Annotated in this window: 11 protein-coding genes; 7 read left to right on the top strand and 4 right to left on the bottom strand. The window is 66.6% G+C overall.

What is annotated here, in order from left to right; translation table 11 throughout:
* Positions 1–17 precede the first annotated feature (17 nt).
* The 3 genes from glpX to LWE61_RS19650 form a co-directional block, all read right to left on the bottom strand.
* Positions 18–998, bottom strand: coding sequence for a class II fructose-bisphosphatase (gene glpX / locus LWE61_RS19640; protein WP_234152343.1), 981 nt, complete (start codon positions 996–998; stop codon positions 18–20).
* Positions 999–1087: 89 nt separating this feature from the next.
* Positions 1088–2410: a homoserine dehydrogenase gene (locus tag LWE61_RS19645; protein WP_234152344.1), complete on the bottom strand. Its 1323-nt coding sequence runs from the start codon at positions 2408–2410 to the stop codon at positions 1088–1090.
* Positions 2411–2544: 134 nt separating this feature from the next.
* A complete protein-coding gene (locus LWE61_RS19650; protein ID WP_234152345.1) occupies positions 2545–3186 on the bottom strand; it encodes a hypothetical protein in 642 nt (213 codons plus the stop codon).
* A gap of 519 nt (positions 3187–3705) precedes the next feature.
* Here LWE61_RS19650 and LWE61_RS19655 point away from each other — a divergent pair.
* From LWE61_RS19655 to LWE61_RS19675, 5 genes are all read left to right on the top strand, one after another.
* The gene (locus tag LWE61_RS19655) at positions 3706–4362 is read left to right on the top strand and encodes an energy transducer TonB (protein WP_234152346.1); all 657 of its coding nucleotides are present in this window, start codon (positions 3706–3708) and stop codon (positions 4360–4362) included.
* 56 nt (positions 4363–4418) lie between these two features.
* On the top strand, positions 4419–5183 hold the full coding sequence (locus LWE61_RS19660; protein ID WP_234152347.1) for a MotA/TolQ/ExbB proton channel family protein: 765 nt from the start codon (positions 4419–4421) through the stop codon (positions 5181–5183).
* Positions 5184–5271: 88 nt separating this feature from the next.
* Positions 5272–5757, top strand: coding sequence for an ExbD/TolR family protein (locus LWE61_RS19665; RefSeq protein WP_234152348.1), 486 nt, complete (start codon positions 5272–5274; stop codon positions 5755–5757).
* A gap of 19 nt (positions 5758–5776) precedes the next feature.
* Positions 5777–6202, top strand: a complete 426-nt coding sequence (locus tag LWE61_RS19670) for an ExbD/TolR family protein (protein WP_234152349.1) — start codon at positions 5777–5779, stop codon at positions 6200–6202.
* A gap of 612 nt (positions 6203–6814) precedes the next feature.
* On the top strand, positions 6815–7213 hold the full coding sequence (locus LWE61_RS19675) for a PilZ domain-containing protein (protein WP_234152350.1): 399 nt from the start codon (positions 6815–6817) through the stop codon (positions 7211–7213).
* Positions 7214–7409: 196 nt separating this feature from the next.
* On the opposite strand, the gene LWE61_RS19680 is transcribed toward LWE61_RS19675, so the two are convergent.
* Entirely contained in the window at positions 7410–9227 is a 1818-nt protein-coding gene (locus LWE61_RS19680; protein ID WP_234152351.1) for an ABC transporter transmembrane domain-containing protein, read from the bottom strand.
* 261 nt (positions 9228–9488) lie between these two features.
* Here LWE61_RS19680 and LWE61_RS19685 point away from each other — a divergent pair, with 261 nt between their 5' ends.
* Both LWE61_RS19685 and LWE61_RS19690 read left to right on the top strand, forming a co-directional pair.
* The gene (locus LWE61_RS19685; protein ID WP_234152352.1) at positions 9489–10712 is read left to right on the top strand and encodes a polyhydroxyalkanoate depolymerase; all 1224 of its coding nucleotides are present in this window, start codon (positions 9489–9491) and stop codon (positions 10710–10712) included.
* Between the two features lie 46 nt (positions 10713–10758).
* Positions 10759–11733: a dipeptide epimerase gene (locus LWE61_RS19690; protein WP_234152353.1), complete on the top strand. Its 975-nt coding sequence runs from the start codon at positions 10759–10761 to the stop codon at positions 11731–11733.
* Positions 11734–11755 lie beyond the last annotated feature (22 nt).

The following is an 11755-nucleotide window of genomic DNA, read 5'->3' on the forward strand; positions in this document are numbered from 1 at the left end:
CGCTGTTTCGCCGGTGCTCAGTCGCGCACGTCGGCCCGATGCTCGCCCTTGACCCAGCGCACGGTGCCGGAGGAGGCGCGCATCACCACGCTTTCCGTCGTCATCTTGCCGCCGGGCAGGCGCTTGACGCCCGACAGCAGCGATCCGTCGGTCACGCCGGTGGCGGCAAAGATGCAGTCGCCCTTGGCCAGTTCCTTCAGGTCATAGACCTTGTCGAGGTCGGTGATGCCCCATTTGCGCGCGCGGGCCTTCTCATCCTCGTTACGGAAGAGGAGGCGGCCCTTGAACTGTCCGCCGACGCAGCGCAGCGCGGCCGCGGCCAGCACGCCCTCCGGCGCGCCGCCTGACCCCATGTACATGTCGATGGTGGTGTCCGGGTTGGTGGTCGCGATCACGCCCGCCACGTCGCCGTCGGGGATCAGCATGATGCCGCAGCCGATCTCGCGCAGTTCCTCGATGATCTTGTCATGGCGGGGGCGGTCGAGGACGCAGACGATGATGTCGGCGGGCTTCACGCCCTTGGCCTCCGCCACCGCCGTCACATTCTCCCGCACCGACTTGTTGAGGTCGATGATGCCGTCGGGGTAGCCAGGGCCGACCGCCAGCTTGTCCATATAGACGTCGGGGGCGTTGAGCAGGCCGCCTTCCTCCGCCGCCGCCAGCACGGCCAGCGCGTTGGGACCGGCCTTGGCGGTGATGGTGGTGCCTTCGAGGGGATCGAGCGCGATGTCGATCTTCGGTCCCTTGCCGGGTGCGCCGCCGACCTTCTCCCCGATGTAGAGCATCGGCGCCTCGTCCCGCTCACCTTCCCCGATGACGACGGTGCCGTCCATGTAGAGGTCGTTGAAGGCGAGGCGCATCGCCTGCACCGCAGCGGCATCCGCCGCCTTCTCGTCCCCGCGCCCGATCAGCCGGGAGGCGGCGATGGCGGCGGCTTCGGTCACGCGGACCATTTCCAGCACAAGCACGCGGTCTAGAACGGAGCTTGGCTGTACCATGGTCTTTCAATCCTCTGCTGTCTTATGCGCGCCCGATAGGGGAGGCATCAGCCAATGTCGAGAGAATCGGCGCGCAATCCGATCCACCGTCAGTCCAGTATATGCATCACCATCGGCGCGTCGATCAGGCTGTCCGACCCGGCCAGGCGGCGGAAGCTGTCGTCGATTCGCGCCTGTTCCGCCGCATGGGTGACGATGGCGACGAGGACACCGTCGCTGTCCGAGGGGCTGCGCTGGATCAGGCTCTCGATGGAGACGCCCGCGTCGCGCATGGCGGCGGTGATCTCCGCCAGCACGCCCGGACGGTCCTGCACCCGCAGGCGCAGGTAACTGCGCCCGACGCGCTGGCCCGCGTCCGCCTTCGTCTGGCGCTGGAGCCATTCGGCGGGCATGGCGAAGGCGGGGCCATATTCGTCGCGCGCCACGTCGATGATGTCCGCGACCACGGCGGATGCGGTCGGGCCTGCGCCTGCGCCCGCGCCCTGGAAGAAGAGGCGACCGACATAATTGCCCTCCGCCACCACGGCGTTGAGCGCACCGTCGACATGGGCGAGCGGGTGGTCGAACGGGATGAGCGTGGGGTGGACGCGCTGGAACAGGCCGATATTCCTGGTCTCGCCATTGTCGCTGGCCTCCTCGCACTCCGCCATGCCGATCAGGCGGATGCAGTAGCCGAGCGCCTCCGCCTCGCGGATGTCCTCCGCGATGACGTGGCGGATGCCGGTGATGTCGACGGAGGCGAAGTCGATCTCCGTCCCGAAGCACAGGCTGGCGAGGATGGACAGCTTGTGCGCGGCGTCGATGCCGTCGATGTCAAAGCTGGGGTCCGCCTCCGCAAAGCCCTTTGCCTGTGCGTCCTTGAGCACGTCGTCGAAGCTGCGGCCTTCATCCTCCATGGTGGAGAGGATGAAATTGCAGGTGCCGTTGAGGATGCCATAGACACGCTCGATCCGGTTGGCCGCCGCGCCTTCGCGCAGGCCCTTGATGACCGGCACGCCGCCCGCGACCGCCGCCTCATATTTCAGGGCGACGTCGACGCGTTCCGCCTCGCGCGCCAGACCCAGGCCGTGGTGCGCGATCATCGCCTTGTTGGCGGTGACGAAGGGCTTGCGATGGGCCAGCGACTGGCGGGCGAGGGTGAGGGCGGGGCCGTCCGCGCCGCCGATCAGCTCCACGATTACGTCGATGTCGTCGCGCGTGGCCAGTGATCCCATGTCGTCCACCCACTCATAGGGCGAGAGGTCGACGCCCCGGTCGCGGCCCCGGTCGCGCGCGCTGATTGCCACGACCTTGATCGGGCGACCCGCGCGGCGGGCGATCAGGGCCTCATTCTCCTCCAGCAGGCGGATCACGCCGGCGCCGACGGTGCCCAGTCCGACGATGGCAAGGCGCAAGGGATTTTCTGCGTTCATAATGGCTCTCGGCTGTTCCTGCTGGCCGGGGTCGGCGCGTGGAGGCGCTCTTACCTCCAGCCCGCTGGCTTGCCAAGCGCGGGGTGCCAAGCGCGGGATGGAGGTCGTGCCGATCACGCCCGAACGGGGAAGGCTCAGCCCGCGTTGGCGGGCGCATCCGGGTCGGGCGCGCCGCCGCCGGGAGCGGCGCGGGTGCGGGTGCAGGGGCCAAGCCGGTCAATGAAGCTGCGATAATCCGCCGCCGCCGCCTGCGCCGCCGCACCGTCCAGCTTGCTCGCTGCGCCGTGCGGCAGGGCGGGGGGGAGGCCGCAGGCGAGGCGATACCAGAGCAGGGTGTCGCGCGGCGGCGCATTGGCGGCCTCGTCCACGATCTCGCCCAGCGCCGCGCCGAAACGCGGCTCCTCCGACGGGCGGCGGATGATGGAGAGGGACACGGGTCGTCCGCTTTTCGTGGCGAGGAAGATCTGCGTCTCGCTCTCGCCCGCCACGGTGCCCTCGACATGGAAGGCCTCCACGACGCGGACGATCTCCGGCGCGGCGTCGGGGGCGACGACCTCCGCCGTGATGGCGCGGACGCGGGCGTCGGTGGCGGGGGTGGAGGGCAGGAGCGCGCTGCTGCTGAGCAATTGCACGTCGCCCGGCCGGGCGCCGGGGTGGCCGAACAGGATGAAAGGCCGCCCTTTCAGCGCGCGCGACGGCTTTACGTCCAGCGGGAGGTCGATCAGGAAGGCGATCCGCGGCGGCAGGCCCGCATCGCCCCGAATCAGCGAATCCACCTGCGCATCCACATAGAATCTTTGCATCCCCGCCGGTGCCGAAGCGCCATTCGGGGGCAGTTTCGCAAAGCTGCGCGGGCGGGCGACGGCGATGAGATTCGCGCGGCTGGCAAGGTCAGCGACATCGGCATAGGTGAAAGGCGAGGCTGTTTCGGTAATTGCCGTCGCGGGGGTCGGTGTCTGACTATATCCCCCTGATACGGAAAGGGAAATCAGGGTCGCTGCGGCTGCGAAACGGAGGGCGCGGCGACCGGCGGGAGCAAGCGTTCCGGAGGGAGAGAGATGGCTCATCATAGGGGCCTGAGCGGGGGTGGACATTGGGCTGATCCTCATTTTGCTCTGTGTTCATAGACGCTAACAAAGCGTTTGCGCTAACCTGATGGGCGCGATAGGAAACGCGGCGAAAATATGACCGTCCCCCATGGCGGACGGGGTTTTCTGACGGCGTTTCAGGGCGCTTGATAACCCCGGCCAACATGATAATGACTAGCATTATGAGTTAAGGAGTGTCGTTGCCGAATGGCTTATGCTGACCACTCGCAAGGATCGAGCCGTTGGGTTTCGATCATCATTGTGGCCCTCATTCATGCTGTTCTCGGTTATGCCTTCGTTAGCGGACTTGGCATCAAGTACGTTAAGAAGGCTGCAGAACAGCTGAACGTCATTGATGTTGCGGAAGAGCCGCCTCCACCGGAGGAGCCGCCGCCACCCCCGCCGCCGGATCAGCCGATTCCGCCGCCGCCGGTCTATGTGCCGCCGCCGAAGGTCTCGCTGGCCCCGCCGCCGTCGGCGCCCAGCCTGCCGTCCACGCCGGTTTTGCCGCCGCCGTTGCCGCCAGCACCCACCGCCCCGCCGGCCCCGCCACCGCCGCCCGCAGCACAGCCGGTGCCCGGCAAGCCGCGTGGCAATCCTGCGGACTGGGCGACGACCGACGACTATCCTGCCCGCGCCCTGCGTGAGGAAAAGGAAGGCACCACGGGTTTCCGCGTCTCCTATGGCACGGATGGCAAGCCGACCGGATGCGACGTCACCAGCTCCAGCGGAACGCCGGAACTCGACGAGGCGACTTGCAAGAATGTGATGCGCCGTGCGCGTTTCACGCCTGGCAAGGACAGCAGCGGTCAGCCGGTGGCAGGCTCCTACGCCAGCCGTATCCGCTGGGTGATCCCGAAATAAGGCCGGTAGCCGGTCAATCCGTCATGATGTTTAAAGTTTGAAGAGGAAGCAGAGCAATGTTCACCCAGATTTCAGCGGCCGCTGCGCCCGCTGCCGCCGCCGCCAACCCCTATGGCTTGTGGGAAGCCCTTGAGCAGGGTGGTGTGATCGCATGGTCGGTCTTCATCATTCTGGTCGGCATGTCGATCGGCTCGTTCTTCATCCTGTTCTCGAAGCTGATCGAGCAGCAGAAGGTCATCAGCCAGTCCAAGAAAGTCCGCCAGACCTTCTGGCGTTCGGCCAGCCTGAAGGAAGGTTCGGCCAAGCTGGAGAAGAACAGCGCCTACAAGCAGCTGGTCGACGACGGCATCACCGCGCAGGAGCATCACGCCAAGCTGACCGATCCGGTCGAAGCGCATGACTGGCTGCACGCCTCGCTGGGTCGTTCGGAAGCGGCGATCAACTCCAAGCTCAACGGCGGCCTGGCCTTCCTCGCCACCGTCGGTGCGACCTCGCCGTTCATCGGTCTGTTCGGTACGGTTATCGGCATCTACCGCGCGCTCATCAAGATCGGCGCGTCGGGCCAGGCATCGATCGACGCCGTCGCCGGCCCGGTCGGTGAGGCGCTCATCATGACCGCCCTCGGCCTCGTCGTCGCCGTTCCCGCCGTGCTGGCCTACAACTGGCTGCAGCGCCGTAACAAGGGCATTGCCGAAGACCTGAGCGGCTTCAACAATGACCTGCTCGGCTATCTGGTTTCGGGTGGCGCCGTTCGCCCCGTTTCCGGACCGGTCGCTCCGGCCGCCAAGCCCGCAGCCGCTCCGGCTGGCGCCAAGGCCTGATCTTCGGGCAGGCGAGGGGGCAGCCGGGTCATCCCGGCGCCCTCTCGCCACCCCATAGGTCAGGATGCGTTTGATAGGAAATTGATCGATGGCAATTAGTACGGGATCGGGCGACGACAAGCCTTTGTCGGAAATCAACGCGACCCCCCTCGTGGACGTCATGCTGGTCCTCCTCATCATCTTTCTGATCGCGGTCCCGGTCGTGATCCAGACGGTTGAGGTGAAGCTGCCGAACGTGGCGTTCGAAGTGACCACGACCAAGCCGGAGAATGTCTCCCTTTCGGTGACGAAGGCCGGTGATGGTAGCTGTGCGGTGTACTGGAATATGACTCGCGTCGATTCCAAGGAACTGCTCGACCGCGCCGTCGCCAAGCTGAAGGCCGACATCGAGAAGGTCGGCGGCGTCGAGAATATGAACCCGGAAGATCTTCCGGAAGTGCATATCCGCGGCGACATCGACACGCCCTACCGGTGCATCGGCGGCACCATCTTCACGATGCAGCTTGCCGGTTATCCGAAGGTCGGCTTCATTTCGCAGCCTGAAGCGGGTCAGATCCGCGTTCAGCGCCTCTAAGATTTAGGAGACTATTGCCATGGCAATGAGTGGAGGCAGCGACGACGGCGAACCGATGCTGGACCTGAACGTGACGCCGTTGATCGACGTCATGCTCGTGCTCCTCATCATGTTCATCATCACGATCCCGCCGCAGACCCATGCGGTGAAGATCGACCTGCCGACCAATACGCCCCCGGTGGACAATGTCGTGGTCGATCCGGTGAAGAACAAGCTGACCACGGATGCGGCCGGCACGATCCTCTGGAACGGCACGCCCATTTCGCCGGTGCAGTTGCGCCAGTATCTGGACCAGACGAAGCGCATGACGCCGGAGCCGGAATTGCAGTTCGAACCGGACTCGCAGACCCGCTATCTGGTGATCGACAATGTGCTCGCCATCATCAAGCGCAGCGGCGTAACGAAGATGGGCTTTGTCGGCAACGAGCGGTACGGCAATTTCTGAATCGGACGGGCGCAGGACGCGCCGCTGTCCGTCAGGATGATTTCGGGAAAAGGGGCCTTCGTGGCCCCTTTTTTTTGGTGCGTGGGGGAGGATGGATGCAGCTTTTATGTCGGGGGCATCGGGTTCCGGTCCGATGGAATACGGGGCGAGAGGAATCGTGAGGGTCGGATGGTCGCCAGTCTGACAGCCCTGCCCTCTGGGCCTGTCGTTTGCGGTATGCGTTACCCTGAAGGTGGCGGCTGGCGGGGAGGAGAGGGCTGGTTGGCTCGCGGAGTGAAGGATAGATAGCGGGGGGGCAGGGGGGTGGATGCAGGGAAGCGGTGCGGGGCGTGAGGGCAATGCCGGGAGGGCGTGGTGCGACAGCCTATTGAGCAGGGACCGTCGGCCTGTCTGCCCCCCGTCCCCCATCTGCTCTTCGTCAGTCGGTGCGTGGAGTGATGCCCCGGTGGTGAGCTGCTTGGTAACCCGAAAATCGTCGGATGTTGTCCGCTTCGCGAAGGCGGTGGGGTCGGGACTCTCGGCGGTGTCGACTTTTGGCCGGGGCATTTGGAGTAGGGAGGGCGCGCGCCCGCCGTTAAGGGCTGGCTAAGGCCGCTGCTGTAAGGGGAGAGAATGACCCGGACGTCCCATCAGTCCGCTCCTCTGGCGTCGGGGAGCCTGCATCATAGTTCGCGACTGCTGGCGCGGCAGGCGGTGCTGGTCGGCGTGTACCTGAGCTGCCCCCGGCCCGTGGGGCTCAACGGGGCGCAGGTCGCGGGTCGGCAAGAGGAGGATGCGGTCTGGCATGCCAGCAGCGTCACCGATATGTCCCGCGTCGGTTGCGGCCTGCGCGGCGCGGGCACGTTGCTGCCGGGCATGGCGATCCGCATCATGTTCCCCGGTTTCGAAGGGCGCCCGGCGACGGTGATGTGGGCGCGGGAGGGGGCGGCGGGCTGCGCCTTTGCGACGCCGCTGCCCGCCGCTATCCTCGATTATATCCTGCGTATGTCCGACCCTGCCGCACGGGGGTGAAGTCTGGTGACTTCGATGCAGCGTCATTCGGAGCAGGTGATGCTGAAGGCGCAGGTTGGAGTGGTTATGGAACACTGCGCCGCACTTCACGCGCGCAGTGAGGCCGCACGGGACGCATTGGGCACGCGGGTGCGCTTGCCCCGCAACGCCCCGGCCGACCTCCTGCCCTTGCCCTCGAGCAGGAGAGATCAAAGCATCAATCGGCCGTGGTGAATTGCAGGCTGGCGAGACGGGCGTACAGGCCGGATCGGGCCGACAGTTCCGCGTGGGTGCCGGTCTCCACGATGCGGCCGCCGTCCATCACCACGATCCGGTTCGCCGCGCGCACGGTGGCGAGGCGGTGGGCGATGACGATGGTGGTGCGCGATCCCATCAGTTCGGCAAGGGCGGTCTGGATGGCATGTTCCGATTCCGCGTCCAGCGCGGATGTCGCCTCGTCCAGTAACAACAAAGGCGCATCGCGCAGCAGGGCGCGGGCTATGGCTATCCGCTGGCGCTGGCCGCCGGAGAGGCGCGCGCCGCCTTCGCCCAGATAGGTGTCGAGGCCGTCCGGCAGGGCGCGCAGGAAATCCTCCGCATGGGCGGCGCGGGCGGCGGTCCAGAGCGCATCGTCGTCGGCGTCCCAGCGGCCATAGCGCAGATTGTCGCGGGCGGAGGCGGCGAAGATCACCGTCTCCTGCGGGACGAGGGCCATATGGTTGCGGACCGCGACCGGGTCCATCGCGGGCAGGGGGATGGCGTTGAAGGCCACGCTGCCCGCATCGGGATCATAGAAGCGCGAGGCGAGTTGCAGCACGGTGGACTTGCCCGCACCGGACGGACCGACCAGAGCGACCGTCTCGCCGGGACGGACGTGCAGGGTGAAATCCGCCAGCGCGGCGGTGTCTCGCCGGGTGGGATAGTGGAAGGTCACGCCGTCGAAATGCAGGCTGGCGGGCGCATCGGCGGGAACCGGCACGGGGTCTGTAGGGGCGGTGATGCCCGGTTCCTCACCCAGCAATTCGGTCATGCGGCTGGCGGCGCCCGCGGCGCGGAGCAGGTCGCCATAGGTCTCGCTGAGCGAGCCGAACGCGCCCGCGACCAGTCCGCCGGTGACGACGAAGGCGGCGATGCTGCCGCCGGTCATCCGGCCGCTCGCCACGTCCAGCGCGCCCTGCCACATCAGCAGGACGAGCGCGCCGAAGATGAGGCCGATGACCAGCGCGGTCAGGCCCGCACGGACCAGGATGCGATGGCGCGCAGTGCGAAAGCCATCCTCTACTGCGTTGGAAAAACGCTCCTTTTCCCGCGCTTCCTGCCCGAACGCCTGCACGATCTTCATCGCGCCCAGCACTTCCGTCGTCATGCTGCCGATGCCGGCCATGCGGTCCTGGCTGGCGCGGGCGAGGGTGCGCAACCGCCGCCCGATGAGGATGAGGGGGATCAGGATCGCGGGTATGGCGAGGAGAAGCATCGCGGTCAGGCGCGGCGCGAGGGTGAAGAGATAGATGATGCCGCCGACGCCGGTGAAGGCGTTGCGCAGCGCGACGGAGACGGTCGATCCCACCACCTGTTCGATGATCGCGGTGTCGCTGGTCATGCGCGAGGCGATTTCCGACGGGCGGTTGACCTCGAAGAAGCTGGGCGAGAGGCGCAGCAGCCGGGCCTGCACCGCGACCCGCATGTCGGCCACGACCCGCTCGCCCAGCCAGGACACGCAATAGAATCGGGCCGCCGTGGCGATGGCGAGCAGCGCGACGATGCCGAGCAGGTAGCGGAACCAGTGGGCGATGTCCGCCGTCGCCCCGCCCGCCGCGAAACCCCGGTCGATGACGAGGCGAAAGCCGCTGGGTATCGCCAGCGTGGAGGCGGAGGTGAGGATGAGCGCCACGGACGCCCCCGCGATCACCCAGGGGTAGCGGCGCGCAAAGCCCCAGATGAGGCCGAGGTCGCCCAGGCTGCGCTTGCGCCCGTCATCCTCCGGCGTTGCGGTCGGGCTTTGGGCAATTTGTCTGTTTTGTGGACGTCGGGCCATTGCGGGGCTTTAGTCAGGGCCGGGCTTGCTGTAAAACAAGATTTGGGAGGGGGAGCATGATCGTCTCCGGCTGTCGGACGGCGGGATCGGTGCGGCTTGTCCCGCAGGTGCGGGAGGGAACTTTCCCTTCCGCCAGCCTATCCTGTCCTATGCTTTGGTCTATATCGCAAATCGAAAGCTTTTCCATATACAGGATAGTCGCCTGCACCGTTCGCCCGATCAGCGGGGGGACGGGGCGGCGGTACGCCAGAGGGTCGCTTCATGCTCTATAATGCCTATGAACTTCAGCGCAGCTTTCTCGCCAGCGCCAGCGCGATGGCGACGGCGGGGGCCGAATTCCTGCAAAACCCGGCCAATCCGTTCGCCTATTTCGGCGGTGGGCCGGTGCTGGCGTCCGCTCTGGATGTGTTCGCCCATGCTTCCGCTCCGCGCGGCAAGCCCGAATTCGGCCTCGACACGGTGGAGATCGACGGGCGGACGGTGGCGGTGACGGAGGAGATCGAGGCGCGCAAATCCTTTGGCCAGCTCAGGCATTTCGTGCGGGAGGGCGCGCCGGAGGGGCAGCCACGGCTGCTGATCGTGGCGCCGATGTCCGGCCATTTCGCCACCCTGCTGCGCGGCACGGTCGCGCGCATGTTGCCGGGCCATGACGTCTATATCACCGACTGGCGCGACGCGCGTAACGTGCCGCTGTCGGAGGGGACGTTCACACTGGACGACTATGTCGACTATCTGATCGAGTGGCTGGCGCATATCGGTCCCGGCGCGCACATGCTGGCCGTCTGCCAGCCGTCGGTGCCCAGCTATGCTGCGCTGTGCGTGATGTCGGCGGCGAAAGACCCCAATCTGCCGCGCAGCCTGACCATGATGGGCGGTCCCATCGACACGCGCGAAGCGCCCACGGCGGTCAACGAACTGGCGATGGAGCGGCCGCTGAGCTGGTTCAAGCAGAATGTCGTGGCGACGGTGCCGTTCAACTATCCGGGCGCGGGGCGGCAGGTCTATCCGGGTTTCCTGCAACTGGCGGGGTTCATGTCGATGAACTTGGGCAACCACCTGATGAGCCATTGGGGGATGTTCAAGCATCTGGTCGAAGGCGACGATGAAAGCGCGGATTCGACCAAGAAATTCTATGAAGAATATCGGTCTGTCTGCGACATGACGGCGGAATTCTACCTGCGGACGGTGGAAGAGGTGTTCCAGAAGCACAGCCTGCCCAAGGGCGAACTGCTGCATCACGGCGTCCGCGTCGATCCCGGTGCGATCACCGATGTCGCCCTGCTGGCGATCGAGGGCGAGAAGGACGATATTTCGGGGCTGGGCCAGACGAAGGCCGCGTTGACCATCGCCACCAACCTGCCCGATGAGAAGAAGCAATATTATATGGCCCCCAATGTCGGCCATTATGGCATCTTCAACGGCAGCAAATGGCGCAACCAGATCGCGCCGGTGCTGGAACAGTGGATTGCCCGGAACGACGGCTGAACGCTGGTCGGCCGGGGTGTGATGTGCGGGGAATGACAGGCGGCTCATGGCGGAATTGATTGCGGTGGGCGTCGAACGGTGGCCGGTGGCGGGCAGCTTTGTCATCAGCCGGGGCGCGAAGACCCATGTGGACGTCGTGACCTGCATCGTGGGCGATGGCCTGCACCGGGGACGGGGCGAGGGCACGCCCATCTATTATAAAGGCGAGGATGCCGAGGGCTGCGCGGAGGCGATCCGCGCCTTTGCCGCGCGCGGACCGTTCGACCGGGCGTCGGTCAACGCCGGTATGACGGCGGGCGCGGCACGCAACGCGCTGGATTGCGCGCTGTGGGAGCTGGAGGCGCAGGCGGGCGGGCAGCCGGTCTGGGCGCTGGCGGGGCTGGCCGAGCCGGTGGCCATGGCGACGGCTTTCACCATCAGTCTGGGCGAACCGGATGTCATGGAAGCGGCGGCCCTGCGCGCGGCGGCGGCGGGCTATGGCCTGTTGAAATGCAAGCTGACCGGGGAGGGTGACCTGGCCCGTGTCGGGGCGGTGCGGCGGGGCGCGCCGGACGTGCGCCTGATCGTCGACGCCAATGAGAGCTGGGGCGACCTGGACATTGCGGCGGAAGCGGCGGCGCTGGCGGCGCTGGGCGTCGAACTGGTCGAGCAACCGGTGCCGCGCGGGCAGGATGAGAGACTCTATGATGTCGTGTCGCCGATCCCCTTTTGCGCCGACGAAAGCTGCCAGACGGCGGCGGACCTCGACCGGCTGGGCATGTATCAGGCGATCAACATCAAGCTGGACAAGGCGGGCGGCCTGACCGAGGCGCTGCGGCTGGCCGAAGGCGCGCGGGTGCGCGGGCAGGTGATCATGGTCGGGTGCATGCTGGGCACGTCGCTGGGCATAGCGCCCGCCTTTCTGGCGGCGCAGGATGTGCGCTGGGTGGACCTCGACGGTGCGCTGTTGTTGGCGGAGGATCGTGAGGGCGCGCTGGTGGCCGAGCAGGGCCTGCTGCGGCCCGGGAGCCTGTGGGGGTAAGAGTGCCGTTCCGGCGGGCGGC

The sequence above is a fragment of the Sphingobium sufflavum genome, assembly GCF_021403115.1.
Classification (GTDB): Bacteria; Pseudomonadota; Alphaproteobacteria; order Sphingomonadales; family Sphingomonadaceae; genus Sphingobium; species Sphingobium sufflavum.